Genomic DNA, 25,522 nt, shown 5'->3' on the forward strand with positions numbered 1-25,522 from the left:
CCGAAAGAGTGAAGAAGGCGCCGGGGTTCCGGCCAGGTCGTGGCGGGCCGGCTCCGCCGTGTTTTGCGCGCCGCGCCCGGCGGACGGACAGTGGCGGTACTGCGGGACGGCGCCCCGCCACTGGGCTGGGGAGGCGGTGCGGAATGAGCGGTGCGGAAGACGGCGGTGTCCCGGCGGGCGGGCGGCCGGGGCTCACGCTGTTCGACCACGCGAAGATCGCCTGCGTGTACCTGGTGGTCGGGGTCGTCGCGGTGCTGGCGTACTCGGCCCGCAGCATGCTGATCCTGATCTTCCTCGGGTTCTTCCTGGCGCTCGGGGTGGAGCCGATCATCGCCTGGCTGCACCGGCACGGCTGGCGGCGCGGGCTGGCCCTGCTGGTGCTGCTCCTGGGGATCGTGCTGCTCATCGGCGCGCTCGTGCTGCTGGCGTTGGTGCCCGCTGTGGGGCAGGTCGGGCTGTTCGTTTCGGAGCTCCCGGAGCTCGTCAGCGGCATCGCGGCGAGGCTCAGCGTCGACCCCGAGCTGCAGGCGAGGCTGAACGATCCGAGCGTGCACGAGCAGCTGCAGAAGGCGGTGGGCGCGGTAACGGGCGTCGTGACGAGCACCTTGGCGGCGGGGTTCGCGGCGCTCGGGGCGTTCTTCGGCGGCATCTTCGCCGCCTGCACCGCGGGAGCCCTGATGGTCTACTTCTCGCTGGCGATGCCCCGGGTCAACGCCGCGGTGGAACGCGGCGCATCGGCCCACGAGGGCCGGGCCGAGGCCCTGCGCGAGGCGATGGGCCGCGTCGGCGGCTACGTCACCGGGCAGGCCGGGGTCTGCCTGTGCGCCGGGATCACCTCGTACCTGTTCTTCCTCATCGCCGGAGTGCCCTATCCGGCGCTGCTGGCGCTGGTCGTCGCCCTGTTCGACGCGATTCCGCAGGTCGGCGCCACGCTGGCGTCGGTGACGGGAATCCTCGTCGCACTGAGCCAAAGCCTGACGCTGGCGGTGGTGACGCTGATCTTCTTCTGCCTGTACCAGATGGTGGAGAACTACCTGATCGCACCGCGCATCTTCGCGAAGACGGTGGAGCTGAGCCCGCTCGGCGCGTTCGTCGCGATCCTGCTCGGTGCGGCGCTCGCGGGAGTCCTCGGAGCCCTGACCGCGCTCCCCATCGCGGCGGCCCTGAAGGTCCTCATCCGCCAGTTCCGCGCCGAACACACCGCCGCGCGCTGATCGCGCCTCGGCGAGCGTTTCCGGCCGCGCGAGTCACCGCTCGGTGAAGGCGAGTTTGGCGCCGAGGGCGACGAACGCCGCCGCGAAGGTGCGGCGCATCCAGGCCAGCACCCGGGGGCGGCTGATCACGTGGTTGCGGATCGCGGCGGCGAACGCGCCGCAGGCGGCGAAGACCACGAACGTCAGCAGCATGAACACACCGCTCAGCTCGACCATGCGGAGGAACGCGTTCGGCTCCGCGCTGCTCACGAACTGCGGCAGGAACGCGAAGAAGAAGATGGTGAGCTTCGGGTTGAGTATGTTCACCAGGACGCCGGAGACGATCACCTTCGCCGCCGAGCGCGGCGCCGTGTCCTGCTCCACGGTGAGCGCGCCCTTGTCCCGCAACGTGCTCCACGCCATGTAGAGCAGGTAGGCCACACCCAGGTACTTGATGACCTGGAACGCGACGGCGCTGGTGTGCAGCAGCGCGGCGAGCCCGGTGATGGCGGCGAGCATGTGCGGGACGATCCCGAGGGTGCAGCCCACGGCTGCGATGAAGCTGGCCCGGGCCCCGCGGGAAAGCCCGGCCGCCAGCGTGTAGAGCATGCCGGTGCCCGGCGTCGCGACGATTACCAGTGAAGTCAGCAGAAATTCAACGCTCACCCGGGTATTGCTACCACCGCGCCGCCGCCGGTGGCGACGGATTTGCGGAGTCGGCGGTCCCGTGGATCTCCCGGGCTGCCGGAAGACCCACGGCGCCTGGTTCAGTCCGCTTCTGCCGTTTCGTGGAGGTGCTGCCAGCGGAGGCCTTCGCCGGTTCGCCGCAGGACCGCCGTCGTCCTGCGGCGGGTCGTCGTGCCCTCGTGGTGGTGGGTTTCGCGGAAGTGGACCACCGCGAAGTCCGCCGCGTCCGCCGCCGTGGTGATCTCGTCGATCTCGATGGTCAGGCCCGGCGCCGCGTTCCGGGCACCGGCGAGGGCGCCGAAGAGGTCCTCGACCGTCATCGGCCTGCCATCGGTGGTGATCATGGTGAAGTCGTCGGCGTGCGCGGCCCGCAGCGCTTCCAGCACCGCGGGCCCGCAGTCCGTGCCCAGCCACTCCGCGAGCAGCCGGTGCACCCGCTCGACCTCGGCCGCGAGGTCGGCGCTCACCAGCCGCGCTCGCGCCACTCGGCGAGCTTGGGGCGCTCCGCCCCGAGCGTCGAGTCGTCGCCGTGGCCCGGGTAGAACCAGGTGTCGTCCGGCAGCTCGGCGAAGATCCGGTTCTCCACGTCGTCGATCAGCGACCGGAAGTTCTCCGGGGAGCTCGTCTTGCCCACGCCGCCCGGGAACAGGGAGTCGCCGGTGAACAGGTGCGGGTGCCCGTTCGGGTCGCGGTAGAGCAGGGCGATCGACCCCGGCGTGTGGCCGCGCAGGTGGATCACCGACAGCTGGGACTCGCCGAGCTCGATGGTGTCGCCCTGCTCGACCAGGCGGTCCGGCGGCACCGGCAGCGCATCGGCGTCCGCCGGGTGCGCCAGCGTGAAGCACCCGGTCTGGCCGGCGACCGCGCCCAGCGCCTGCCAGTGGTCGGCGTGCTGGTGGGTGGTCACGATGGTGCGCAGCCGCGGACGCTGGGCGTCGTGGCCGAGCAGGTCGGCCAGCCGCTCCGAGTCGTTGGCGGCGTCGATCAGCAGCGCGTCGCCGGTGCGGCGGCACACCAGCAGGTACGCGTTGTTGTCCATCGGACCGACCGACATCTTGGTGATGGTCAGCGCGTCCAGTTCGCGGCGCGCCGGGGCACCACCTGGTTCGACGTGTCCGTCGTACTGTCCTTGAAGCTCCACGGCCCGAGCCTAACGCCCCGCGCTCGCGGCTCCGGCGGATGATCGCCGGTCAGGCGGCTGCTCCCCGCTGAGGCACCATCAGGCCGTAGATCACCAGCACGGACAGCGCGATGACCACCAGCGACCACAGCGGGAACGCCGCGAGGAACGCCAGGTGCGCGATCGCGCTCAGCGCGGCCAGCGCGATGCCTGTCATCCGCGCCCACATCTGCCCGTACAGGCAGCCGACGCCGGCCGCCACCTGCACGACGCCCAGCGCCAGCCAGAACCAGCCCCAGGCGGCGAAGTCGAAGACCAGCAGCTGAGCGGTTCCGACGAGGTAGTAGGTGGGCCGGAACAACGCGGTGATCCCGCCGATGATGTTGAAGATGCCGATCATCGCGAGCAGCGACCCGGCGAACGCCAGCCACCCGGACATCATGCCGGTGGGCTGCGCGGGCGCCATCGCCCACTGCTTCTGCTCCGCAGGCGCAGCGGCCTGCTCAGGCACAGCGGTCTGCTCGGGCATCGTCCCCTCGGCCTTCGCCTGGGACTCGGGCCCGGTCTGCGGACTGGACATCGTGCACGCCCCCTCAAGTTGCTCGATGACGTATCCACGGACAGAGTCGCGCGTTCGGGTCATTCGTGCAGCTCGACCGGGTGATCAGGCGGTCGACTTCGCCACGGCCGACCGGCTGAGGCGCAGCCCCAGCATCGGGAGGACGAGCACGCTGATCATCGCCGCGCGGACCAGGGCGGAGGCGGCGCTCGGCGGCATCGCGCCGACCTCCGTGCCGATGGTGGTGATCACCACGACCGTCGGCAACGCCGCGGACCCGAGCGAGCGTCCACCGTGGACCGAAACCAGGTCGCGGTTGCACGGCGCTGCCGCGCGTGCACGCACCCTTCGCCCGAACGCGAACCGAGCGCGCCCGCAACGCTCTCGCGCGGGCGTTTTGCCTGGTCAGTCGTCTTCGGGGACGTTCAGAGCCAGTCCGGGAGGTTCGGGGAGTCACCGTCCAGCAGCTCAGAGCCGGTCCGGCCCAGCAGCCAGCCGAGCATCGGCCCCGGCTCGCCGCGCACCCGGCTCGGCGGGGCGGTGGTGCCGCGCAGGTCCCAGGTCCGCCGGTGGTCGCCGAAGTCGACCTCGACCGACAGCGCGGGCACGTCCGGCCGCCCGCCGTACTGCTGCACCACGTCCTCCAGCAGCTGCTCCGCGGCCGGCCGCGGGATGTCGTCGAAGTCCACGTCGTGATCGAGGTCGACCAGGTGCACCCAGACCTCCAGCAGGCGCAGCCGCAGCATGTGGTGCGCGGGCATCGGGTCGCCCACCGCGTCGGCGATCTCCGCGGTCCACGCCGCCTCCGGCAGCGCGCGGGCGGCGTGCGCGAAGCGGTCGCAGGACGCCGCCAGGTCCTCCAGCAGCAGCCGGTGGCTGCGCACCGCGCCTTCGGAGATGGCCTCGTCCCGGTCCTCGCCGCTGGCGTACATCGCGTGCTCGATCCCGGTCCGCGCCCAGATCAGCAGGTTGCCGAACCCGTCGGCGTTGCGCGCCAGGTGCGTGATCACGTGCGCCCTGCTCCACCCGGGCAGCAGGCTGGGCTGGCGCACGGCCAGCTCGTCGAGTCCGGCGACCGTGTCCAGCAGCCGGCTGCTCGCGTCGTCGATGGCGGTCAGCTGTGTCGTGATCTGGTGGGCGAGCTGTGCGGCGGCCGCCGGCTGCGCAGCGCTGCGGCCACCGGTCCCGAGGGCGATATCAGCCATGAGGTCTACCTCTGCGTGCAGGAGGGAATTTCGCGACCGGTGAACATCGAGCTTAATTGCGCAGGCCACAGGCGCGACAGTGCCCATTCCGGGGGAATTTGCGTATCGTCGGAAGAGTCGCGGTCGACCTCCTCGTGTCACTCGTTCGGGTACGGGATGGTCGTTGCGCGGGCTGCGCGCCGCACGCGATCCGGGACTGTCAGAGGCCCCGAATAGCATGTGCGGGCGACGTCGCGTACCTGCCGATGCAATGCCTGCAGCCGGCGCGCGTCCACGTCAACACCAGAACTTTTCGAAGGGATCACCGTGGCTGACCGCCTTGTCGTTCGCGGCGCCCGTGAGCACAACCTGCGCGGGATCGACCTGGACCTGCCCCGAGACAGCCTGATCGTGTTCACCGGGCTGTCCGGCTCCGGGAAGTCGAGCCTGGCCTTCGACACCATCTTCGCGGAGGGACAGCGCCGCTACGTCGAGTCGCTGTCCGCCTACGCACGCCAGTTCCTCGGCCAGATGGACAAGCCCGATGTGGACTTCATCGAGGGCCTGTCCCCGGCGGTGTCGATCGACCAGAAGTCCACCAGCCGCAACCCGCGGTCGACGGTGGGCACCATCACCGAGGTCTACGACTACCTGCGGCTGCTGTACGCGCGAGCGGGCAAGCCGCACTGCCCGACCTGCGGCGAAGCGATCAGCAAGCAGACCCCGCAGCAGATCGTGGACCAGGTGCTGGAGATGCCCGACCGGGCCAAGTTCCAGGTGCTGGCCCCGGTGGTGCGCGGCCGCAAGGGCGAGTACGTCGACCTGTTCGAGCAGCTGCAGTCGCAGGGCTACGCGCGCGCCCGCATCGACGGCGTGGTGCACCAGCTGGACGACCCGCCGAAGCTGAAGAAGCAGGAGAAGCACGACATCGCGGTGGTCATCGACCGGCTCACCGTGAAGTCCGGCGCGAAGCAGCGGCTGACCGACTCGGTGGAGACCGCGCTGCGGCTGGCCGACGGGCTGGTGCTGATCGAGTTCATCGACCTCGACGAGGACGACCCGAACCGGGAGCGGAAGTTCTCCGAGAACCTCGCCTGCCCCAACGGTCACCCGCTGGGCGTGGACGAGCTCGAACCGCGGTCGTTCTCCTTCAACTCGCCCTACGGCGCGTGCCCGGAGTGCGCCGGCCTGGGCATCCGCAAGGAGGTCGACCCGGAGCTGGTCGTGCCGGACGAGGAGCTGTCGCTGGCCGACGGCGCGATCGCGCCGTGGGCGGGCGGGCACACCGCGGAGTACTTCACCCGGCTGCTGACCTCGCTGTCGGAGGCCATCGGCTTCCGGATGGACGAGCCGTGGCGGCGGCTGTCGACCAAGGTCAAGAAGGCGGTGCTGCACGGCACCAACGACCAGGTGCACGTCCGGTACAAGAACCGCTACGGCCGGACCCGCTCCTACTACGCCAGCTACGAGGGCGTCATCCCGTTCCTGGAGCGGCGGCTGGAGCAGACCGAGTCCGACTACGCCCGCGAGAAGTACGAGGGCTACATGCGGGACGTGCCGTGCCCGGCCTGCGACGGCACCCGGCTCAAGCCGGAGATCCTGGCCGTCACGATGGAGAACGACGAGCGCGGCGAGCTGTCCATCGCCGAGGTCAGCGGGCTGAGCGTGCGCGAGTGCGCCGCGTTCCTGAACGGGCTGGTGCTGGGTCCGCGCGAGCAGATGATCGCCGGGCGGGTGCTCAAGGAGGTGCAGGCGCGGCTGGGCTTCCTGCTCGACGTCGGCCTGGACTACCTGTCGCTGGACCGCGCGGCCGGAACGCTCTCCGGCGGTGAGGCGCAGCGCATCCGGCTGGCGACCCAGATCGGCTCCGGCCTGGTCGGCGTGCTCTACGTGCTGGACGAGCCGTCGATCGGGCTGCACCAGCGGGACAACCACCGGCTGCTGGAGACCCTCAGCCGGCTGCGGGACCTGGGCAACACGCTGATCGTCGTCGAGCACGACGAGGACACCGTGCGCAGCGCGGACTGGGTGGTCGACATCGGGCCCGGCGCGGGCGAGCACGGCGGCCAGGTCGTCCACAGTGGACCGTACAAGAAGCTGCTGGAGAACAAGCAGTCGCTCACCGGCGCGTACCTGGCGGGGCGCAAGCAGATCCCGGTGCCGGAGGTGCGGCGCCCGCGCGACCGCAAGCGGCAGCTGACCGTGGTCGGGGCGCGCGAGCACAACCTGCGCAAGATCGACGTGTCGTTCCCGCTGGGCTGCCTGGTGTCGGTCACCGGCGTCTCCGGCTCGGGCAAGTCGACGCTGGTCAACGACATCCTCGCGTCGGTGCTGGCGAACAAGCTCAACGGCGCCCGGCAGGTGCCCGGCAGGCACACCCGGATCAAGGGCCTGGAGCACGTCGACAAGCTGGTGCAGGTCGACCAGTCGCCGATCGGCCGCACGCCGCGGTCGAACCCGGCCACCTACACCGGCGTGTTCGACCACATCCGCAAGCTGTTCGCGGCGACGACCGAGGCGAAGGTGCGCGGCTACCAGCCGGGCCGGTTCTCGTTCAACGTCAAGGGCGGCCGGTGCGAGTCGTGCGCGGGTGACGGCACGCTGAAGATCGAGATGAACTTCCTGCCGGACGTGTACGTGCCGTGCGAGGTGTGCAAGGGCGCCCGGTACAACCGGGAGACCCTGGAGGTGCACTACAAGGGCAAGACGATCGCCGAGGTCCTCGACATGCCGATCGAGGAGGCCGCGTCGTTCTTCGAGCCGATCAACGCCATCCACCGGCACCTGAAGACGCTGGTGGACGTGGGCCTGGGCTACGTGCGGCTGGGGCAGCCGGCACCGACGCTCTCCGGTGGTGAGGCGCAGCGCGTCAAGCTGGCCAGCGAGCTGCAGAAGCGGTCCACCGGCAAGACGGTCTACATCCTCGACGAGCCGACGACCGGCCTGCACTTCGAGGACATCCGCAAGCTGCTCGGCGTGATCAACGGCCTGGTGGACAAGGGCAACACGGTGATCGTGATCGAGCACAACCTGGACGTCATCAAGACGGCGGACTGGGTGCTGGACATGGGCCCGGAGGGCGGCTCCGGCGGCGGCATCCTGGTGGCCGAGGGCACCCCGGAGGAGCTCGCGGAGGTCGACGACAGCCACACCGGCCGCTTCCTGGCCCCGGTGCTCTCCGAGAGCTGACCCACCGACGCGGCAGGCGCCTGCTGGCCGATGAATCGGACAGCAGGTGTTCTGCCAGGTCAGGCCCGGTGAAGTCGATCTCGATCAGGCGTAGCGCTGCACAAGATCATCACCGAGCCGGCCGGTCAGGCTCGGGTGTAGTGCACGCCGATCGCGCCATCGGGCAGGACGGTGGTTTGGGCCAGGGACCAGTTCGAAGCAGGAATTCCCGCCTCGAACAAGCGCAGGCCGCCGCCCAGCAGTGCGGGGACCACCACGAAGCGCAGGTCGTCGATCAGGTCGGCACGCAGCAGCGCCTGGATGATGCTCGCGCTGTTGGCCACGAGGATGTCCTTGCCTGGTGCTTCCCGGAGTTTCTTGACCTCTGCTTCCAGGTCGCGGGCGACGCGGGAGTTCTCCCAGTCGGCCGTCTCCAACGTCCTGGAGAAGACGACCTTCTCCACGGTGTCCAGGAACTCGCCCAGGTCCCGGTTCCGCGGATCGGTCGCGGGGTCGCGGGTGATGCCCGGCCAGACGGAGTAGAACCCCTCGTAGTTCGTGCGACCCAGCAGCACCGTGCTCACGCCGCGCCAGATGCCCTCGAAGTGGGCGGCCGACGCTTCGTGCTTCACGTGCTCGTAGAGCCAGGCGTCGTGCGCGGGGCCCTCCACGCCGCTGGTGTAGCCGTCCATGGACATGGTGACCCACGCAACGACACGTCGACTCGTCTCTGGCATCGTCATTCCTCTCGATTTCGGCTTCATGTACTTAGACCTGCCGACAGGTCGGAACTCATCGCTGCGGAGAAGGCCTGCGCTGGGTGGGATCCGCCGGCGCCCGGCTTGACCTTGCCGAAGGCTTGCTCATCGGCCAGAAGGCGTCCCTCGCGTTGGGTTCGCGTGTCGGGTTCGTTATCCCGGCTGATTAGGTTCGGCGGCATGGCGCAGAACGAGTTCTCGGTTTCCAGCAGCGTTGTCGTGCAGGCCCCGCCGGAGGCGGTTTTCGCCGTGCTGGCAGATCCGCGCAAGCATTCGGTCATCGACGGTTCCGGCACGGTGCAGGGGGAGATGAGCGGCCCGGAGCGGCTGGTGCTCGGCTCCAAGTTCGGGATGCGGATGCGCAGGGGCGTCGGCTACCGGATCACCAACACCGTGGTGGAGTACGAGGAGAACCGGCTGATCGCGTGGCGGCACATGCTGCCCGGCCGGTGGCGGTACGAACTGGAGCCGGTCGGCGACTCGGCGACGAAGGTGACCGAGACCTACGACTTCGCCGCGATGCTGCCGAAGCTGGTGGCGCGCACCGGCGTGCCGAAGCAGAACCAGCGGTCGATCGAGGCAACCCTGCAGCGCCTCAAGGACCACGTGGAGGGCGAGCAGGCCTGAAGCGGTCGACATCGGGCGCCTCCGCACCGTTCTCGGTGCGGAGGCTCCCGCCTTTTCGCCGGCCAATGGCAAGTAGGTGCCGCATTGGCATCTACTTGACAAGTTGGAAAGTAGTTGCGAACCTAGCTGCCATGAACGAGGTGCAGATGGATGCCGCCGCGCAGCTGGCGCGGGCGGAACGGTTGGGGGCCGAGGCGCGTCGCGGCGGCCGCTGGTACGTGCGGTACATGCTGGTGTTCGGAGTCGGTTCCTTCGCCATGGCAGCGGTCTTCGCGTTCGTGGACGGCAAGACCGCGGCGTTCGTGACGATGCCGCTGTGGATCGCCTTCGTCGTCGCGATCTCCGTCTGGTCGGCCACCCGCAAGGTGGGGATGCGCGGATTCGGGGCGCTCCACGGCACGGTCATGCTGGGGTGGACGTTGGCCTGGATCACCACGGTCGTCGTCGGCAGCAACTGGATGCCCGACGTCTGGCAGTGGTGGATCGGCGGCGGGGTCGTGATGGCCGCGTTCGCGTTCGCGGGTGCCGGTGTCGCGCACCGTCGGAGCCGAGGATGAGCGGCGGTGCGCACCCCCGGCACCAGCTGGACGATCTCATCCACTCGCCGGTGCGGTTCTCCATCACCGCGACGCTCGCGGCGGTCGACCAGGCCGAGTTCAAGTACGTGCGCGACATCATCGAGGTCAGCGACTCGGTGCTCTCCAAGCAGGTGTCGACGCTGGAGGACGCGGGCTACGTGAAGGTGAAGAAGGGCTACGTCGGCAAGCGCCCCCGCACCTGGCTCAGCCTCACGGCGAAGGGCCGCAGGGCGTACGAGGCGCACCTGGCGGCGCTCAAGGCGATCACCACGCAGCCGGTGGTGGAGCCGGCCGAGGACCGGAGCTGACATGGGCGCAGCGAACATCGCCGCGATCGCGGCGGAGCTCGTCATCATGATCGGCGGCCCGATCGCCGCGGCCGTCTGGATCCGCCGGCGGTTCGCCGTCCCGCGCCGCGTTTTCTGGATCGCCGCGGGATTCTTCCTCGTCAACCTCGTCGTCAACGTGCCGCTCGTGACGATGGTGTGGCCGTCGCTGTTCGGCGCGGGCAGCTGGGCGCTGCTCGCGGCGGCCTCGATGACCTACGCGGTCTGCGAGGAGGTCGCCCGGTACCTGAGCTTCCGCGCGGGTCGGAGCATGCGGGAGAACAGGACGGCCGACGGTGCGCTCGCCTCCGGAGTCGGGCACGGCGGCGCGGAGTCCGTCCTGTTCGGACTGCAGTACGCCTGGGGAATGGCGGTCGTATGGCTGCTACCGCAGGCGTTGCCGCCTGGGGCGGTCGAGCGGTTGGCGGGCAGTCCGTGGTGGACGTTCCTGCTCACCGGGGTCGAACGGCCCATCGCCATTGCCTGCCACGTCGGCTTCGCCACCCTCATCGTGCTCGCCTACCGCAGGTCCGCGCTGTTCCTGCCGGTAGCGATAGCCGCCCACTTCGTGGTCGATTTCGCCACCTTCGGCCTGCAGAACGTCGCCGGCGGCTTCTGGCACGACCTGCTCTTCCTGGCGTTCGCGATCACAGCCGTGCTCGTGTTCCGCCAGGTGCGCCGCAGCTGCCCGCGCGTCGAGGCCCCTGAGGTGCCGCAACCTGCTCGCTGAGCGCCTGCTGCGATGCGGGGATCCTCCCGGAAGAGGACGACGACGACTAGCGCTGCCCCGAGCAGCGAGAACCCCAGGTCAGCACCGCGTATTCGAAGCAGATCGAATACGCGGTGCTGCTGCCGCCCATCGCAGGCCGTCCACGGGGTAGCGACCTGGTTGTCAGTCGCGGTCACGGGTTCGGCAGGGTTGACCTCTCACCGGAGTTCCAGCTGGGCACTCCGCACTGGGCGGGTGGTCATGATCAGTCCACAATGGACTATTGTATTATTGTGGAATATTATTGAATGCCGAAGTTCTGAATCACGTCGACACCGCCCTCGCCGAGCGAGCCCCCGACGGCCCACGGCGTGGTGTGGACGTGTCCGGCGCCGTCGAACTGGACCGAGTACTTGCCCTTCTGGGTGAGATCGGCGAAGCGGTAGTACCCGTTCTCGTCGGTGACGACCGAGAGCGTCGAACCATCGCTGGTCAAGCCTAGCGAGACCTTGAAACCGGCCGCGCCGGGCTCGTCGGGCTGCTGCTGGCCATCTCCGTTCAGGTCGAAGAACCCGACCCCGGACACCGAGCTGGTTCGTTCTTCGGCATAAGCCGGCAATCCGATGGCAGTGACCAGCAATGGGGCCGCGACCAACGCGGCCAGGACTCGTCGCACAGCATCCTCCTCGGCAGTAGACGGCGAACGGGCCGTCATGGACATGTCCCATCCGAAGACCGCCACGATGCGGCCGGTCCTCACCCGTGCGACGCGCATGGCGGCCCGAGGTTGCCTGGATCGGTGAAGAATCTCCGGGGCGTGCTCTCGGCGACCGTGTCGGGCAGGTGCTGGTGGGCTGGATGAGGTGATTTCGCGTGACCCACTTTCGTGCTGTTGGGCGGGCGTTGTGGGCTTTCTTCCGAAATGGTGATCCACGGACCGCAAACACCGATCGCATGGAGGTATCGATGCGTCGCAAGCTCACTTGGCTCGCCGCTGTCGCCGGGGTGGCGACCCTGGTCCTGCTCGGAGAAGCCGGGATCGCCAGCGCGGCCGGCGATCCCATCACCGGCCTCCTGGGCGGGCTGGGGCTCCCGCTGCTGGGTGGTTAGTCGTTCCGTTGCGGCGAGTGCCGGGCATCCCCGCCGGGGTGCCCGGCACTCGCATTACTCGGGGCAGGTGGGGGACGGCTCCGAGGTTCTGCCGCAGTGCATCACGGGTTCGGGCGCCCGCCCGCTCTTGCCCTCCACTCGCATCACCGAGATCGCCTTCCGCACCGGGACCTGCCCGGTCGGCGAGCCGAAGTCGATGGGACCGCTGATCGCGCGGATGCCCTCGGGGTTCTCGCTGAGCCGGGCGATCCCGTACCAGACGGCCAGGCCGTTCAACGGCGTTGTCCCGACATCGGCCTGCCCTTCGGTGACCTTCTGCACCGCCTGCCGGACGAGGTGCACGGCGTCGAAGGCCAGCATCGCCCGGCCTTCCAGCCCGTCGTCGCCCGGTAGCACGCGCCTCCCGGTGAAGTCGATGTAGTCGAGCTGGATTCCCGCCCGCAGCTCCCGGTCGAGCAGGAACTTCGTCGCGTCGTCACCGGCCATCAGCTTCGGCATGTTGGCGTCGCCGACGCACCGGTCCTGCACCGTGCTCAGGTAGTTGCTGAAGTCGTCCGCCCGCGCCGTGTACAGGGCCAGCGAATCGGGACCGCACTGCACGGCGTCCGACGGGATGCCGTGCTGGGTGTTCTGGAGCTCGGCCGAGCCTCCCAGCTGGTCGTCGACGTCGAGCGCGAGGTTCCTGCTGTAGGTGTCGGTCTCGTCGTAGAAGACGGTGACGTTCTTGCTGCCCAGGTCGCGCACGTGCTGCGCGATGACCTCGGATTCCCAGTGGTTCGTCGGCCCCACCTGGTGGTAGAGCCTGCTGAGGCCGGGGAAGCTGTCGGCCGAGGTCACCGTGCCGACCATGGCCAGCCCGTTGCTGCCCAGCACGGTGATCGCGTCGCCGGTCTCCCGCCAGCTGCCGCCCAGCCCGACGACCGCCACCACCGGTGCTTCCCGCTGGCGCTCGGTGAAGTCGACGATGTGCTCGGCGACGGCCTCGCCGTGCTTCATCTTGGCGCCGCCGTTGGCGAGCACGATCCGGATCGCGACGCGGTCGTTGACCCGCGCGCTGCGCTGGGCCTCGGCCAGCCCCTCCAGTTCCGCCGCGACGCCGTCCAGCGTCGACGAGTCGGGGTCCCGGCCGGTGAGGGTGCTGAAGTAGACGATCGAGAAGTACGCGACCTGCTTGCCGTCCGCCAGCGACCGCTGGTGCAGGTCCGCGGACTCGGCGTTCTGCTGGTTGATCCGGTCCTGCGCGGCGATGAGCCGATCGCGCAGGAGCGGCTCCGAGATGTCGGCGGAGAAGCGGTGCTCCGAGTCGGCGATCCCGACGCACTCGCCGCCGGTCGACCACAGCGCCGTGTTGGTCCACGGCCACCAGCTCCGGCCGCAGTGCCCGTAGTACTGCTGCAGGTAGACGCCGCCGCCCCCGAGCACCAGCAGGATGACCAGCAGGATCGGGATGCGGCGCAGCAGCTTGGAGCGCTTCAGCGGCAGGGTCGTCTGGCCCAGCGAAACGCCCGGCTCGTCCTCCGTCGACGGCGGTTCGTCGGCCACCCGCAGCGTCACGTACCAGGCGGTGTTCGAGCGCTTGCGCCGCGCTTCCTGCAGCGTCTCCGGCCAGCTTTCGAGGGTGACCGGCGCGCTCGGCGTTTCGCTGTCCTGCAACGGTTCCGGGCCGCTGCCGATCACCAGCAGCGGATCCGGGACACCGGTCTCGTTGCGCACGTCGTTGATGAGCCGGACCAGCACCTTGCCGACGGTGTCCTCGCCGAGGTTGCGCAGCAGCATCACCGGGTAGCAGTCCTTCGGCACCCACTGCCAGCGCCACAGCCGCCGCGCGTAGGAATCGGCGAGGTCCGCCAGGAACGCGTGGACCAGGAGTTTCCGCACCTGTTCGGCGTTCTCCCAGCGCGACGGCGTGGTGATCAGGCGCTGCGCGAAGCTCGGGAAGTCCGCCGATTCGCCCGGCGACAGGTAGCGCTGCCGCATGAACCAGCGGGCGGCGCGGCCCCGGCGCACCCACCACGCGTAGTAGATCGGGAAGAACGTCAGCGACAGCACGAAGAGGTACCACGGCAGGCTCTGGGCGGCCGACTCCCACAGCGCGGCCTCCTGCTGGGGCTGGCCGCGCCGGGGCCGGCGGCTGCGGAGGTATTCGCGCAGCAGCTGGCGGGTGTGCGAGTGCGGGGCCTGGGCCAGGTTCGTCGGCGGCAGGTTCTTCTTCAGCAGCCAGCTCAGCAGCGCGTACCGGCGGAAGCGCAGCCGGCCGATCCGCGGCCACGAGTCGGCGTCGCGCAGCCCCTGGGCCGCGTGGTCCAGCAGCTTCCGGATCTGCACCGACTTCTGCCGCGGCGTCTCGGCGGGCGTACCGCCGACGTCGAGCACCGCGTGCGGCACGATGGTGCCGAGGTGGTCGGAGAGCTGGTCGACGAGCCGGCCGGAGGCGTTCTCGCGCAGCAGGTGGATGATCGGCTGGTCCGGGAGCTTCTCCACGCGGCGTCGCCGGACCCATCGTCGCCCGAGGCGGGACGGCAGCCGGGAGACCGGGACTCCCTGGCTCACAGGTGTTTCCGTCATCCTCACCTCCGGTGACCGGTAGATCATTCAACGTGACGTTACCGGTGGCCGAGGCGAATCCGAACGGATTTCAGGGTTTTCTCGCCGGGTTCACCGCGGCCGGCCGGGCACGCCGGGGCGGGTCTGCCAGGGGAGCGGGCCGCCGAGCGGGCGGTATTCGACGCCGTAGGCGTCCAGGCGGGGCAGGTGGTGGTCGACGAGGCGGCGCCGGAAGTCGGCGAAGTCCCGGTCGCGGCTCCAGGCGACCTCGGCGAACGCGGTCAGCCGCGGGAAGGTGGCGTAGTCGACGCGGCGCGGGGTGTCCAGGTGCTCGGTCCAGACCTGCGCCTGCAAGCCGAGCGCGCGCTCGGTCAGCGGTTCGTAGGCGTACACGTCCTCGAGGGTGGTGTTGAAGCCGACCGGGATGGGCTCGTCGGGGTGGTCGGACTGCCGGTGGTCGAAGTAGAGGTGGTGTTCCGGGCACAGCACCACGTCGTGGCCGCGCTCGGCGGCGCGCAGCGCGGTCCGCTCGTCGCGCCAGGTCGCGATGATGGTCTGCGGCGGCAGCGGGTCGACCGCGTCCAGGATCTCGTCCCAGCCCGATGCCCGGCGCCCCTGGGCGTGGATGTGCTCGACGAGCGAGCGCAAGAAGGGGCCGTGCGCCGGCGTCGCACCCGGGACCTCGTCGCCGCCGATGCAGATCACCGGCGACGGGAAGACCTCCATCAGGTGGTCCAGGACGGCGCGGTAGAAGTCCAGCGTGGCCGGGTCGGTGTTGAGGATTTCGTCGCTGACGCCCCAGGATTCCCAGACGCGCGGCCGCTGCCCGGTGCCCAGTTCCGGGTAGGCGGCGATCGCGGCCTGGCTGTGGCCGGGCACGTCGATCTCCGGGACGACAGTGATGTGGTGCCGGGCGGCGTGGGCGACGATCTCCCGCAGGTCGTCGCTGGTGTAGAAGCCGCCGTGCGGGCGCTCGTCGAACTCGGGCTGCTCGCCGCGGCCGACCATCGAGCGCCGCCGCCAGGCGCCGACGCGGGTCAGGTTCGGGAACCGCGGCACCTCGACGCGCCAGCCCTGGTCGTCGGTCAGGTGCAGGTGCAGGACGTTGAGCTTGTGCATGGCCAGCAGCTCGACGAACCGGAGGACTTCGCGTTTGGGCAGGAAGTGCCGGGCCACGTCCAGGTGGCAGCCGCGCCAGGCGAATCGCGGCCGGTCCTCGACCCGGCCGCACGGCAGCAAGCACCGTCCATAGTGGATCAGCGCGCTCCGGTACGCGGCCGGGCCGAGCAGCTGCCGCAGGGTCTGCGCGGCGTGGTGCGCGCCGGCCGCGTCGTGCGCGACGACTTCCACGCCGTCCGGCCGGATTTCCGCGCGGTAGCCGCCGGGCGCGGACTCGGTCGGGTCGATGCGGAACTCGATCGTCGGCCGCGCCGCGTCCGGCAGCGGCAGCCCGGTGGCGGCGCCGACGTGCCGCCGGAACCAGTCGGCCGTGGTGGGTTCGCCGCCCACCGTGGTGTCCTGGTCCAGCTCGAACACCCCCGCGGCCGGTGCCACCAGCGTGGGCTTCGGTACCAGCGAGTCCCAGCTCATCCCTTCACCGCCCCGGCCAGCCCGGACACCAGGCGGCGCTGCACCACCACGAAGAAGATGAGCACCGGAATCGTCATCAGCGTTGAACCGGCCATGATCGCGCCCCAATCGTTGCCCTCAGGGGTGAAGAACACCAGGATCGCCATCGGCAGCGTCTGGTTCTCCGACGCCGAGATGATGAACGTCTTGGCGAACAGGAAGTCGTTCCAGGCGTGGATGAACGAAAGCACACTGGTGGCCACCAAACCCGGTGCCACCAGCGGGAAGAGCACCTGCCAGACGAACCGGGTGCGGCTCGCGCCGTCCAGCACCGCGGCCTCCTCCAGCTCGGCCGGGACGGCCGCGACGAACCCGCGCAGCATCCAGATCGCCAGCGGCAGGCTGAACGCCAGGTGCACCAGCACCAGCGAACCGAGGTGGTTGAGCCCGAACGCCGGCGCGACCGAACCCACCTCGCGCATCAGGAAGAACAGCGGGATTGTCAGCGCCTCCACCGGAACCATCTGCGCCACCAGCAGCATCAGCAGCAGCACGGTGCGGCCGCGGAAGCGGAACCTGGTGAGCGCGACGGCGGCGAGGAACGACATCAGCAGCGAGACCAGCACGACCGCGCCGGCCACCAGCAGGCTGTTCACGAAGTACCCGCCAAGTCCGTCCACTGTGAACACGCGGCGGAAGCTGTCCAGGGTGGGGGTGAAGGTCCACGGCCGGGGATCGGTCGAGAGCAGCTCGCCCTCCGGCTTGAAGGCCGAGAGCACCATCCAGTACAGCGGGAACGCCACCACGACCGCGATCAGCACCGCGACCGAGTTGGCGGCGAGCAGCCGGGGCTTGCGCAGCGCACTCATACGTTGGCCTCGTCCTTCCGCTGGGCCCGCAGGTAGGCCAGCGTGATCAAGATGAGCAGCACGGTCATCACCACGCCGATGGCCGAGCCGAGCCCGTAGTTCGAGCCCGCGAAGGCCGACTGGTACGCGTAGACGTTGAGGACCATGTTCTGGCCGGCCACGCCGCCGCCGTTGGTCATCACGTAGATCTGGGTGAAGATCTTGAAGTCCCAGATGATCGACTGGATGGTGGCGATGACCAGCACCGGGCGCAGCATCGGCAGCAGCACGGTGCGCGCGGTGCGCCAGGCCGACGCCCCGTCCAGCGCCGCGGCCTCCACCACCTCGCCCGGAATCCCGGTGAGCCCGGCGTAGGTGGTGACGAGCACGAACGGGAACGAGCACCAGATCACCTCGGCGGCGACCAGGCCGAAGGCCACGAACTTGTCGTAGGTCCAGGAGAAGCCCGCCGCGCCGTCGATGCCGACGCCGGTGAGCACCTCGTTGACCAGGCCGAAGTCCTGGTCGAACAGGAACAGCCAGACCGTCGACCCGGCCATCGCCGGGGTGGCCCAGGCGCCGATGGCGGCCAGGAACAGCAGCAGCCGCGGCAGCGGGCTGATTCTGGTGGCCAGCACCGCGAGCGCGATGCCGACCGCCAGGCTGCCCACCACGCAGACCGCGGCGAAGACGCAGGTCTGCACCAGGATCGTCCAGAACTGGTCGTCCCCGAGCAGCGTCAGGTAGTTCTCCGCGCCGAGGAAACTCACCGGCGCGCCACCGGACGCCTGCGCCTGCCCGTACTCGTACAGGGAGATCTGCACCAGCTGGTAGAGCGGGTAGCCCATCATGCCGATGAGCAGCAGCGCCGCCGGTGCGAGGTAGAGCAGCGCGGCCATCAGCGACCTTCGAAGACGGTGTTCATCTGCTTGGCCGCGTTGCCGGTCGCCTCGTCGACGCTGGTGCCGGTGATGATCTGCTGCACCATCGTCGGCAGCAGGCCCTGCGCGTCGACCTTGGACCAGGTCGCCGAGGTGGGCACGAACCGGGTGCCCGCCTGCAGCGTCGCCACGAACGGCGCCACCTTCGGGTCGCCGGCGGCGAGTTCCTGCTGCACGTCGGTGAAGGTCGGCAGGTTGCCCATCGCCGCGTACATCTTGCGCTGGTACTCCTTGCCCGCGAGCAGCTGCACGAACTCGCGCGCCAGCGTCGCGCGCTTGGACGACTTCATGACGCCGAGCATGTTGCCGCCGGCGAAGGCCGGGGCGACCGAACCGGCGGTGTTGCCGGGCAGCGGCACGACGGCGTACTTCCCGGCGGCGGCACCGGCGTCGACCGCGGCGCGGTTGAAGTCGCCGCCGATCGTCATCGCCGCCTTGCCGGAGGCGAACGCCTGCACGGCCTGGCTACCGGTCAGGTCCGCGCACTGCTCGCGCGGGCACGCCCCGCCGCTGATCAGCGACGCGTAGGCGGCGACGCCCTGGCGGGCGGCGGGCTGATCCACAGTGGACACCCACTTCTCGCCGTCGCGGCGGGCCAGGTCGCCGCCGTTGGCCCAGATGAACGGCATCAGCGCGTAGTGGTACTTGCCGCCGATGGAGATGCCGTACATGTCGGGGCGGGCGGTGCGGATCCGCTGCGCCGTGTCGGCCAGTTCCGCCAGCGTGCGCGGCGGCTGCAGGCCCAGTTCGGCGAAGACGTCGGTGCGGTAGTACAACGCGCGGATGCCGGTGTACCAGGGCACGCCGTAGACCTTGCCGTCGACCTTCGCGGTCTCCAGCACGGACGGGTTCAGGTCACTGGATTCCGGCCACTGGCCGAGGTTTCCGGTGAGATCGGCCAGGCCGCCCGCGGCGACGTACCCGGCCACGTCGGTGTTGCCGTACTCGGCGACGTCCGGCGCACTGGCCGGGTCGTTGAAGGCGCCGGTGAAGCGCTGCGACCGGGTGTCCACGGGGATGTACTGGACATCCACCTGCACGCCTTGGTGTCCAGCTTCGAAGCGGGCGACCACATCGTCCACAGTGGCCTGCTTCGGGCCGCGGTTGGTCTCGTCGAACAGCCAGACCCGCAGGGTTCCGGTGCGTTCGTCCTCTGTGGGCGCGGACTGCTGGACCTGCGGCGGGCCGCAGGCCGCGAGCAGCGCGCCGACGGCGGCGACGGTGATGACTTTCCAGGCGCGCATGGGGATTCTCCGTTGCATCATCTGCAATTGCCGTTTTGCATTGAGCAATCGGATCGTAAGGGCCGGTTTCCCCGAAGGCAAGGTCTGAACCAATCATCGTTCGCCGGGGATCGCGTCGTTGCGCCGCCGCGACCGGTTCGCGATTTGGCCTTTCCCGGTGAAGAACGGGAAAAGCGTTGATTTCACAGATCATTTCGACCCGCTGATCCTGCGAGGATGGGGTTCCCGCCGCCGATCCGCGAAATCGCTCGACCTGATTGGGATGCCGACTGTGGAGACGTACGCATGATCGCCGGGGTGCTCGCCGCCGTCCTCGCGGTGCCGCTGCTGGCGCCTGTCCAACCGGTCGCTGAAGCGAAAACCGCGAAAATCGAGGAATCCTGGGCCGGACCGCTGCACACCGAAGGGCGCTACATCGTCGACGCGGGCGGGAACCGCTTCAAGCTGAAGGCCGGGAACTGGCACGGCGCCAGCGGAACCTGGAACGGCACCGGCGATATCAACGACCCGGCCAACCACCACTCGGGGGAGAACAGCAGCGGCATCCCGCTCGGCCTGGACCGGGCCCCGATGCGCGAAATCGTCGGCAGCTTCCGGGAACTCGGGATCAACAGCATCCGGCTGCCGTTCTCCACCGACATGATCGACGACCCGGCGACCGTGCCGGACGCAGCGGTGGCCGCGAACCCCGAACTGCGCGGCAAGACCCGGCTCCAGGTGTACGACGCGGCGGTTTCGGCGCTCACCGACAGCGGTTTCGCGGTAATCCTGAACAACCACACCAACACGACCCGCTGGTGCTGCGGCCTGGACGGCAACGAGCGCTGGAACAGCAGCCAGGGCGACCAGAAGTGGGAAGAGGGCTGGCTTTTCATGGCCGGTCGCTACCGGGACAACCCGCGCGTGGTCGGCGCGGACCTCTACAACGAGGTGCGCCGCGACCTGATGGACGACCCGAATTGGGGGCTCGGGGACAACCACGACTGGTTCGCGGCGTCCCAGCGCGCGGGGGACCGGATCCTGACCGAGGCCAACCCGAACCTCCTGATCATCGTCGAAGGCATCAACTGGACCGGCATCCCGCTGGACGGCCTGCCGCACGGGCGACCGACGCTGGAACCGGCGCGCACCCTGTCGCACACATTGGTGGCCTCGGGAAAGCTGGTGTACTCGGCGCACTTCTACGGCTACACCGGCCCGAACCACACCGGCGCCACCGGCACGGGGGAGACGCACGATCCGCGGTACCGGGACATGGACCGCGACCAGCTCTACGACGTGCTGCGTCGACAGGCGTTCTTCATCACCGAGGAGGGGCAGCACTTCACCGCGCCGCTGTGGATCAGCGAGTTCGGCGTGGGTGGCCGTGACGAGCAGGACCCGAAGGAGCGGGCCTGGTTCGGCAACTTCGTGGACTTCCTTGTCGCTAACGACACGGACTTCGCCTACTGGCCGCTGGTCGGCTGGCACGAGAACCGGCAGGGCAACGGCTGGGGCCTGGTGCACTGGGACGCCGCGGGCAACCGGATGTTCGTCGACGACGGCGACGACTGGCGCGCGGAAGCCTGGCACCGGCTGGTAAACGCCGAGGCGGCCCCGGCGAAACCGGCCGACACCTGGCGGATGCTGACCGTGGACCACGGCGACCTCGTGCAGTCGGCCCGGCTGCGGGCCGAACCGGATTGGGACCCGGGCGCGGGCAAGGCGGCCTGCCCGGACGGTCAGCGCCTGATCGGCTTGAGCCACACGGGTTCCCGCGGGCTGTGCACCGACACCGACACCGGCGGCGTCGGCGGCTGGGATGCGGGCTACGAGGTGGTTCGCGACGAGCGGCACGTGACCGACGACTGGGCACCGGGCTTCACGAAGTTCCAGTGTCCACCGGATTCCTTCGTCGTCGGCTACGCGACCCGAGGAGCGGACCTGTCGTCGACGGTGTGCGGCAAGGTCGCGAACCGGCTCGGAACGACCGGGAGCGCGGTCTGGTTCGACAGGTCGGACACCCGCCCGCCGGAGGCCCGCGGCGGAGACTTCGCCACGGGCCACTACAAGGGGCAGTGCGCGGACGGCGAGTACGTCGCCGGAGTCGCTTTCAGCGCCCGAGCGGGCTCCCTGGCGAAGGAACCCGACGCCCTCCTCTGCCGCCCCTGGAGCTCCGACCAGCGGTGATCCCGCGTCAGCCCGCGGGTTCCAGGTCGGCCGGGAGGAGTTGTTCGGTGAGCAGGCGGCGAACCCCGGCCGTCCGGTCGGTCGCGTCGAGCCACGAGTCCAGGAGCCGCCAGCCGTGGAAGTACCCCAGCACGTACAGCGGTGCAGGTGCTGGATGCCGAGGGTGTGGCGGGCCTGTCCATGCGGCGGCTCGCCGCGCGGTTGGACGTCAGCCCCATGTCGCTGTACGAGTACGTGGGCAGCAAGGAGGACGTGCTCGATCTCGCGGTCGACGAGGTCATCGCGGAGATCGAGCTCGGCGGCGCGGAAGACGTGGCGTGGCGCGAAGAACTCGTCCGCAGGCTGGGTCAGAGCCGGCAGGTCATGAACCGCCACCCGTGGCTGCCCACCCTGATGGCCACCCGCCCGCTGCTCGGCCCCATTTCCCTCGCACGTTCTGAGCGCGTCTACTCGCTGCTGGAGAAGGCGGGGCTGGTGGGGCCGCAGCTCGTCGCGGCGGTCGGGAGCCTGACCTACTACGTCCAGGGCTACGCCGCCGCGGAGAACGTCTGGCGGAGCACGCACCACGATCCGGCGGGCGTCGCCGAACTGCGGAGCCAAGCCCAGCGGCACATCGACCGGCAGGCCGAGCACTATCCCGCGCTGACCCGCCACGCCCAGCTCACCGACGACGACCTCGACGCCTCGTTCGAGCTCGGGCTGGACACGATCCTCGACGGGATCGAGGCCCGGCTCGGCACCTAGCGCCCAGCCGGGCCGCCGCGGCGGAAACGGCTCAGCCGTGGAAGGTGATGGCCGCGACCGAGGGGCAGGCGTAGCTGTCCTGGGTGGGGGTGAGGGCCCCGGTGCCCGGGTTGCGGGCCAGGCGGGTGATCGTGCCCGCTCGCTGGTTCGCGACGAACAGGGACGTCTGCTCCGGGTCCAGGGCGAAGTGCCGGGGCCAGCTGCCGCCCGTCGGCGTCGTGCCCTGGAAGGTGAGGCCCGCTTCGTCGATGGCGAACGTGGCGATGTTGTCGTCGCCCCGGTTGGAGGCGTAGGCGAACTTCGCGTCTCGGGAGATCGCGATCTCCGCCGGGAAGTTCTCGCCGGACGCGTCGGGCTCGCGGGTGCCGACGACCTGGCCCGGGGTGAACCGGCCGGCCTCCGGATCCCAGTCCAGCACCGTGATCTCGGACTTCAGCTCGGCCAGCAGGTAGGCCCGGGTGTAGTTGAACGCCAGGTGCCTGGGTCCGGTGCCCGCCGGGAGTTCCAGGTGCTGGTGCTGGGTGAGCTTGCCGGTGGCGGTGTCGAAGGCGTAGACGAACACCGCGTCCGCGCCGAGATCGACGGCGACGACCCACCGCTTGGTGGGGTCGACGAGCACCTGGTGGGCGTGCGGCTGGGAGCCGGGGTGCTGGACCAGGTCGGTGGACTCGCCGATGCTGCCGTCGGCGTTGCGGCGGTGCGCGGCGACCGTGCCGTCGGTGTAGTTGGCGGTGAACAGGAACTCGCCGCTGGGGTGCATCGCGATGTGCGTCGGGCCCGCGCCGCCGCTGGGCTGGCTGTTGAGCACCACCGGGTGGTGCGCGGAGAGGTCCACCGCGGTGATCGTGCCCTGCGGGATCTCGTTGGTGACGTACAGGAACTTGTGGTCCGGCGACCAGGCGAAGAACGACGCGTCGGGCACCCCGTCGACCACTCCGGACGGTTCGAGCACGCCGGCCTCGTTGCGGATCGCGACCTCCAGGCCGCGGCCCGGCGGGTTCGCCGAGGTGTAGCTGCCGATGAGCGTCATCAGGCCCGCCTGCTGGTGCGTCGCCGGCGCGGCGGGGTGCGGCGCGGCGGCCGGGGGTGCCGCGCAGGCGGTGCTGGTCGTGGCGATCCCGGCCGCACCGGCGAAGCCGACTGCGCCGACCGCGGTGAGGAACCGGCGACGCGGCATTGCGTTGTCCCGCACGATGTTCTCCCTGTTCGGTGGATGATCGCGGGTCAGTCTGCCGCATCGCGCATGATTGGACTAGACCAAAACGGCCTAAGGTCGCCCGGTCAGGAGAAGATCGCGTGCACCTGGTCGACGGCCTCAGGGCCGTAGCCGACGGTGCCGACCGGGACCGCGCCGTCGATCGCCTCGATGATCCGCCCGGCCCAAACCGGCCCGAACCCGCCGCACAGTTCAATCAGCTGCGCACCCTCCTCCACCAGACGACGCGCGACCTCGATGCCCTCTTCGGGCTTGTCCACCCCGACGAGAACGGTGCGGCACTCGCCGGTGTCGACGACGTTGAAATCGCCGCCCGAAGTGCTGCCCGCTGCCGTGTAGATGAACCCCCAGTGCGTGAGCGCCATGCGAACCTCCCGTGGTCGTTATCGCCAACACGACCAGCCAAGCAGAAACCGGGCGAGATCGGAGGTGATCCGCACTGCATCGCGCTAGTGATCAGGGGAGCGCCGCCGCGCGTTTCGCGGGTTTCGCGGCGGGAGCGATGTCGGCGCCCGGGTTGCCGCCGCAGGGGCCCGCGGTGCTCCAGTCGGGATCGACGTCCCGGCACGCGCCGGCCGCCTTCTGCGCCTGCACCATCTCGGCGACATCGGCGAGCAGGCGCTTCGCGTCGTAGACGATGCCGTTGCGGATCGTCCACTGCACGCCGCCGATGCGCTTGATGTCGCCGGTCTCGGGGTCGAGCCGGGGAGTTCCGGTGCCGTACAGCGTTTTCAGGTCCTGCAGCGGGTTCTCGCCGACGATCGCCAGGTCGGCCAGCAGGCCCTCCCGGACGAGCCCGAACTCCGGCGCGGCACCGGTCGGCTCGGCCAGCGTCCGCGCGGTGCCGGACGTCATCGCCTCGATGGCCTCGATCGGCGACAGCCCCGCCTCCCGCAGCATTTCCAGCTCGGCGATGTTGGCGAAGCCGTACAGGTTGTAGATGAAGCCCGGGTCGGTGCCGCCCGCGATGCGGCCGCCGATCGCCTTGTAGTCGTGGACGAGCTGCATGTACTGCAGGTAGAAGCGCTTCCAGCGCACCTCGTCCTCGGTTCGCCAGTCGTAGTAGAACGAGCCGTGCGCCTCCGGGCTCGGCTCCCAGAAGTTCCACAGCGACGGCAGCGCGAACCGCGGATGCCACTCCAGGCCACGCGCCCGCAGCAGGTCCCGCCCGGCCAGGTAGACCCCGAACGTCGGCCCGAACGTCACGCCGTTGTCCAGCTGTCGCGCCAGGTACGACCGCCACTGCGGCGAACCCGGTGGGAAGGTGTAGTCGATGACCTCGGCCACCGCGCGCCAGCGCGATGCCTCGTTCTTGTAGTCGTAGTCCGGCGGCTTCGGGTGCTCGCGGCCCTCCTTGAGCAGCGCCTCGAAGTGGCCGTAGAAGTGGGTCACCGTACCCAGGCCGAGCCGACCGGTTTCCAGCGCGTTGAGCTGCGGGTAGATCGGCGGCGAGTGGTGCATGGTGGTGCCCAGCCCCTGCCGCTTGGCCCGGGCGATCGCGGCCTCGATCTCCGGCCGCCCGTACGGGCCCTCGCCGAAGAACTTGATGCCGTCCACGCCGTGCCGCGCGGCCCAGTCCACCCAGCGGCGCGCCTTCTCCGGCGAATCGACCGGGCCGTCCTCCCAGCCGCTGCCCGGGGTCTGGTAGTTGACGATGCGCGGCGCCACGATCTCGTTGCGCTCGCTGCGCTCCTTGTCCGCGACGGCATCGGGGTTCTTGGTCAGCGAAACGCCGCGAACCGTGGTGACGCCGTGGCCCAGCCACAGCTTGTACGCGTAGGTTCGCGGCGAACCGCCCGTGCCGCTGTGGGCGTGCTCGTCCGCGAACCCGGGCAGCAGCCACATGCCCGTCGCGTCGATCTCGTGCTCGGCGTCATGCGGCGCCCGGTTCGGCGCGAGCGCTTGCGACGGCGCGCCCGCCGGGATGATCTGCTGGATCCGGTTGCCCGCGATGACGACGTCCACCGGGCCGCGCACCTCGCCGCCGGTCCCGACGATCACGTTGACGCCGCGGACCACGAGCTTGCGGAACGGGCCGAGCCCTTCGCCCGGGCCGCGCGGCGGGGTCGGCGCATCCGCCGGGATCAGCGCGGCGGCGTCCGCCAGCGCCGGCGTAAATCCCACCAAACCCGCTGCGGCGCCAGCGGATCGAAGCAACGACCGTCTGCTCAGGCCCATGCGGACACTCCTCGCGTCGGCGTCGGTGAACCCGTTCCTCAGTTGACAAT

The 25,522-nt window shown here is 69.9% G+C and carries 26 protein-coding genes; 9 read left to right on the forward strand and 17 right to left on the reverse strand.

The window, feature by feature from the left end:
• Positions 1–143 precede the first annotated feature (143 nt).
• Positions 144–1,214: an AI-2E family transporter gene (locus BLW84_RS18175; protein ID WP_093266800.1), complete on the forward strand. Its 1,071-nt coding sequence runs from the start codon at positions 144–146 to the stop codon at positions 1,212–1,214.
• A 33-nt stretch (positions 1,215–1,247) separates the two neighbouring features.
• Here BLW84_RS18175 and BLW84_RS18180 read toward each other — a convergent pair whose 3' ends face one another.
• The 6 genes from BLW84_RS18180 to BLW84_RS18205 all read right to left on the reverse strand — a co-directional run bounded on the left by BLW84_RS18180 (position 1,248) and on the right by BLW84_RS18205 (position 4,764).
• Positions 1,248–1,859 carry a LysE family translocator gene (locus BLW84_RS18180; RefSeq protein ID WP_093266801.1) on the reverse strand — a complete coding sequence of 204 codons (612 nt, stop codon included), beginning with the start codon at positions 1,857–1,859 and terminating at the stop codon, positions 1,248–1,250.
• Between the two features lie 101 nt (positions 1,860–1,960).
• Positions 1,961–2,365 carry a DUF4440 domain-containing protein gene (locus BLW84_RS18185; RefSeq protein ID WP_093266803.1) on the reverse strand — a complete coding sequence of 135 codons (405 nt, stop codon included), beginning with the start codon at positions 2,363–2,365 and terminating at the stop codon, positions 1,961–1,963.
• Positions 2,344–3,021 (reverse strand): MBL fold metallo-hydrolase, encoded by a 678-nt coding sequence (locus BLW84_RS18190; protein ID WP_093266804.1) that lies wholly within the window; start codon positions 3,019–3,021, stop codon positions 2,344–2,346. Before BLW84_RS18190 ends, BLW84_RS18185 begins: the two co-directional genes overlap by 22 nt.
• Before the next feature lie 49 nt (positions 3,022–3,070).
• Positions 3,071–3,580: a DUF7144 family membrane protein gene (locus BLW84_RS18195; protein WP_218157367.1), complete on the reverse strand. Its 510-nt coding sequence runs from the start codon at positions 3,578–3,580 to the stop codon at positions 3,071–3,073.
• An 84-nt stretch (positions 3,581–3,664) separates the two neighbouring features.
• Positions 3,665–3,826 (reverse strand): hypothetical protein, encoded by a 162-nt coding sequence (locus BLW84_RS47515; protein ID WP_177226531.1) that lies wholly within the window; start codon positions 3,824–3,826, stop codon positions 3,665–3,667.
• A 158-nt stretch (positions 3,827–3,984) separates the two neighbouring features.
• Complete coding sequence (locus BLW84_RS18205; protein WP_093266807.1) at positions 3,985–4,764, reverse strand: maleylpyruvate isomerase N-terminal domain-containing protein; 780 nt, start codon at positions 4,762–4,764, stop codon at positions 3,985–3,987.
• Positions 4,765–5,070: 306 nt separating this feature from the next.
• On the opposite strand from BLW84_RS18205, the gene uvrA reads away from it, so the two are divergent.
• Positions 5,071–7,932, forward strand: coding sequence for an excinuclease ABC subunit UvrA (gene uvrA, locus BLW84_RS18210; RefSeq protein ID WP_093266809.1), 2,862 nt, complete (start codon positions 5,071–5,073; stop codon positions 7,930–7,932).
• A gap of 125 nt (positions 7,933–8,057) precedes the next feature.
• Here uvrA and BLW84_RS18215 read toward each other — a convergent pair whose 3' ends face one another.
• Positions 8,058–8,648, reverse strand: a complete 591-nt coding sequence (locus BLW84_RS18215) for a dihydrofolate reductase family protein (RefSeq protein ID WP_093266810.1) — start codon at positions 8,646–8,648, stop codon at positions 8,058–8,060.
• A gap of 201 nt (positions 8,649–8,849) precedes the next feature.
• Between BLW84_RS18215 and BLW84_RS18220 the strand changes: the two genes are divergently transcribed.
• The 4 genes from BLW84_RS18220 to BLW84_RS18235 all read left to right on the forward strand — a co-directional run bounded on the left by BLW84_RS18220 (position 8,850) and on the right by BLW84_RS18235 (position 10,930).
• Positions 8,850–9,296, forward strand: coding sequence for an SRPBCC family protein (locus BLW84_RS18220; protein WP_093266812.1), 447 nt, complete (start codon positions 8,850–8,852; stop codon positions 9,294–9,296).
• A 131-nt stretch (positions 9,297–9,427) separates the two neighbouring features.
• Entirely contained in the window at positions 9,428–9,853 is a 426-nt protein-coding gene (locus tag BLW84_RS18225; protein ID WP_093266813.1) for a hypothetical protein, read from the forward strand.
• A complete protein-coding gene (locus BLW84_RS18230; RefSeq protein WP_093266815.1) occupies positions 9,850–10,182 on the forward strand; it encodes a winged helix-turn-helix domain-containing protein in 333 nt (110 codons plus the stop codon). The genes BLW84_RS18225 and BLW84_RS18230 overlap by 4 nt, the downstream gene beginning before the upstream one ends.
• Before the next feature lies 1 nt (position 10,183).
• Entirely contained in the window at positions 10,184–10,930 is a 747-nt protein-coding gene (locus tag BLW84_RS18235) for a YhfC family glutamic-type intramembrane protease (RefSeq protein ID WP_093266816.1), read from the forward strand.
• A 280-nt stretch (positions 10,931–11,210) separates the two neighbouring features.
• On the opposite strand, the gene BLW84_RS18240 is transcribed toward BLW84_RS18235, so the two are convergent.
• A complete protein-coding gene (locus BLW84_RS18240; protein WP_177226532.1) occupies positions 11,211–11,585 on the reverse strand; it encodes an SdrD B-like domain-containing protein in 375 nt (124 codons plus the stop codon).
• A 290-nt stretch (positions 11,586–11,875) separates the two neighbouring features.
• On the opposite strand from BLW84_RS18240, the gene BLW84_RS47520 reads away from it, so the two are divergent.
• Complete coding sequence (locus BLW84_RS47520) at positions 11,876–12,019, forward strand: hypothetical protein (protein WP_177226533.1); 144 nt, start codon at positions 11,876–11,878, stop codon at positions 12,017–12,019.
• A gap of 54 nt (positions 12,020–12,073) precedes the next feature.
• Here BLW84_RS47520 and BLW84_RS18245 read toward each other — a convergent pair whose 3' ends face one another.
• From BLW84_RS18245 to BLW84_RS18265, 5 genes are all read right to left on the reverse strand, one after another.
• Positions 12,074–14,584, reverse strand: a complete 2,511-nt coding sequence (locus BLW84_RS18245) for an ABC transporter substrate-binding protein (protein ID WP_093266940.1) — start codon at positions 14,582–14,584, stop codon at positions 12,074–12,076.
• A 90-nt stretch (positions 14,585–14,674) separates the two neighbouring features.
• The gene (locus tag BLW84_RS18250) at positions 14,675–16,153 is read right to left on the reverse strand and encodes a beta-N-acetylhexosaminidase (protein ID WP_093266819.1); all 1,479 of its coding nucleotides are present in this window, start codon (positions 16,151–16,153) and stop codon (positions 14,675–14,677) included.
• Positions 16,150–17,001: a carbohydrate ABC transporter permease gene (locus tag BLW84_RS18255; RefSeq protein ID WP_093266821.1), complete on the reverse strand. Its 852-nt coding sequence runs from the start codon at positions 16,999–17,001 to the stop codon at positions 16,150–16,152. The genes BLW84_RS18250 and BLW84_RS18255 overlap by 4 nt, the downstream gene beginning before the upstream one ends.
• Positions 16,998–17,879, reverse strand: coding sequence for a carbohydrate ABC transporter permease (locus tag BLW84_RS18260; RefSeq protein ID WP_093266822.1), 882 nt, complete (start codon positions 17,877–17,879; stop codon positions 16,998–17,000). Before BLW84_RS18260 ends, BLW84_RS18255 begins: the two co-directional genes overlap by 4 nt.
• Positions 17,879–19,165, reverse strand: a complete 1,287-nt coding sequence (locus BLW84_RS18265; protein WP_093266824.1) for an extracellular solute-binding protein — start codon at positions 19,163–19,165, stop codon at positions 17,879–17,881. Before BLW84_RS18265 ends, BLW84_RS18260 begins: the two co-directional genes overlap by 1 nt.
• 285 nt (positions 19,166–19,450) lie before the next feature.
• Between BLW84_RS18265 and BLW84_RS18270 the strand changes: the two genes are divergently transcribed.
• The gene (locus BLW84_RS18270) at positions 19,451–21,334 is read left to right on the forward strand and encodes a glycoside hydrolase family 5 protein (RefSeq protein WP_093266825.1); all 1,884 of its coding nucleotides are present in this window, start codon (positions 19,451–19,453) and stop codon (positions 21,332–21,334) included.
• A gap of 7 nt (positions 21,335–21,341) precedes the next feature.
• Here the strand turns inward: BLW84_RS18270 and BLW84_RS49910 are convergent, their stop codons facing one another.
• Positions 21,342–21,467 (reverse strand): hypothetical protein, encoded by a 126-nt coding sequence (locus BLW84_RS49910; protein WP_281247417.1) that lies wholly within the window; start codon positions 21,465–21,467, stop codon positions 21,342–21,344.
• A gap of 14 nt (positions 21,468–21,481) precedes the next feature.
• Between BLW84_RS49910 and BLW84_RS18275 the strand changes: the two genes are divergently transcribed.
• Complete coding sequence (locus tag BLW84_RS18275) at positions 21,482–22,078, forward strand: TetR/AcrR family transcriptional regulator (RefSeq protein ID WP_218157368.1); 597 nt, start codon at positions 21,482–21,484, stop codon at positions 22,076–22,078.
• Between the two features lie 31 nt (positions 22,079–22,109).
• Here the strand turns inward: BLW84_RS18275 and BLW84_RS18280 are convergent, their stop codons facing one another.
• From BLW84_RS18280 to BLW84_RS18290, 3 genes are all read right to left on the reverse strand, one after another.
• Positions 22,110–23,270 carry a lactonase family protein gene (locus tag BLW84_RS18280; RefSeq protein ID WP_177226534.1) on the reverse strand — a complete coding sequence of 387 codons (1,161 nt, stop codon included), beginning with the start codon at positions 23,268–23,270 and terminating at the stop codon, positions 22,110–22,112.
• Between the two features lie 89 nt (positions 23,271–23,359).
• On the reverse strand, positions 23,360–23,659 hold the full coding sequence (locus tag BLW84_RS18285; RefSeq protein WP_093266828.1) for a DUF6506 family protein: 300 nt from the start codon (positions 23,657–23,659) through the stop codon (positions 23,360–23,362).
• Positions 23,660–23,750: 91 nt separating this feature from the next.
• Positions 23,751–25,472 (reverse strand): amidohydrolase family protein, encoded by a 1,722-nt coding sequence (locus BLW84_RS18290; RefSeq protein WP_177226535.1) that lies wholly within the window; start codon positions 25,470–25,472, stop codon positions 23,751–23,753.
• Positions 25,473–25,522 lie beyond the last annotated feature (50 nt).

The organism is Saccharopolyspora shandongensis, assembly GCF_900106995.1.
Taxonomy (GTDB): Bacteria; Actinomycetota; Actinomycetes; order Mycobacteriales; family Pseudonocardiaceae; genus Saccharopolyspora; species Saccharopolyspora shandongensis.

Excerpts from the sequence above, each read along its gene's own strand:
- BLW84_RS18270 (WP_093266825.1), top strand. The coding sequence starts at position 19,451 with ATGATCGCCGGGGTGCTCGCCGCCGTCCTCGCGGTGCCGCTGCTGGCG.
- BLW84_RS18230 (WP_093266815.1), top strand. The coding sequence starts at position 9,850 with ATGAGCGGCGGTGCGCACCCCCGGCACCAGCTGGACGATCTCATCCAC.
- BLW84_RS18255 (WP_093266821.1), bottom strand. The coding sequence starts at position 17,001 with ATGAGTGCGCTGCGCAAGCCCCGGCTGCTCGCCGCCAACTCGGTCGCG.
- BLW84_RS18235 (WP_093266816.1), top strand. The coding sequence starts at position 10,184 with ATGGGCGCAGCGAACATCGCCGCGATCGCGGCGGAGCTCGTCATCATG.
- BLW84_RS18245 (WP_093266940.1), bottom strand. The coding sequence starts at position 14,584 with ATGACGGAAACACCTGTGAGCCAGGGAGTCCCGGTCTCCCGGCTGCCG.
- BLW84_RS18195 (WP_218157367.1), bottom strand. The coding sequence starts at position 3,580 with ATGTCCAGTCCGCAGACCGGGCCCGAGTCCCAGGCGAAGGCCGAGGGG.
- BLW84_RS47520 (WP_177226533.1), top strand. The coding sequence starts at position 11,876 with ATGCGTCGCAAGCTCACTTGGCTCGCCGCTGTCGCCGGGGTGGCGACC.
- BLW84_RS18250 (WP_093266819.1), bottom strand. The coding sequence starts at position 16,153 with ATGAGCTGGGACTCGCTGGTACCGAAGCCCACGCTGGTGGCACCGGCC.
- BLW84_RS18175 (WP_093266800.1), top strand. The coding sequence starts at position 144 with ATGAGCGGTGCGGAAGACGGCGGTGTCCCGGCGGGCGGGCGGCCGGGG.
- BLW84_RS18225 (WP_093266813.1), top strand. The coding sequence starts at position 9,428 with ATGAACGAGGTGCAGATGGATGCCGCCGCGCAGCTGGCGCGGGCGGAA.
- BLW84_RS18215 (WP_093266810.1), bottom strand. The coding sequence starts at position 8,648 with ATGCCAGAGACGAGTCGACGTGTCGTTGCGTGGGTCACCATGTCCATG.
- BLW84_RS18220 (WP_093266812.1), top strand. The coding sequence starts at position 8,850 with ATGGCGCAGAACGAGTTCTCGGTTTCCAGCAGCGTTGTCGTGCAGGCC.
- BLW84_RS18285 (WP_093266828.1), bottom strand. The coding sequence starts at position 23,659 with ATGGCGCTCACGCACTGGGGGTTCATCTACACGGCAGCGGGCAGCACT.
- BLW84_RS18265 (WP_093266824.1), bottom strand. The coding sequence starts at position 19,165 with ATGCGCGCCTGGAAAGTCATCACCGTCGCCGCCGTCGGCGCGCTGCTC.
- BLW84_RS18260 (WP_093266822.1), bottom strand. The coding sequence starts at position 17,879 with ATGGCCGCGCTGCTCTACCTCGCACCGGCGGCGCTGCTGCTCATCGGC.
- BLW84_RS18290 (WP_177226535.1), bottom strand. The coding sequence starts at position 25,472 with ATGGGCCTGAGCAGACGGTCGTTGCTTCGATCCGCTGGCGCCGCAGCG.
- BLW84_RS18205 (WP_093266807.1), bottom strand. The coding sequence starts at position 4,764 with ATGGCTGATATCGCCCTCGGGACCGGTGGCCGCAGCGCTGCGCAGCCG.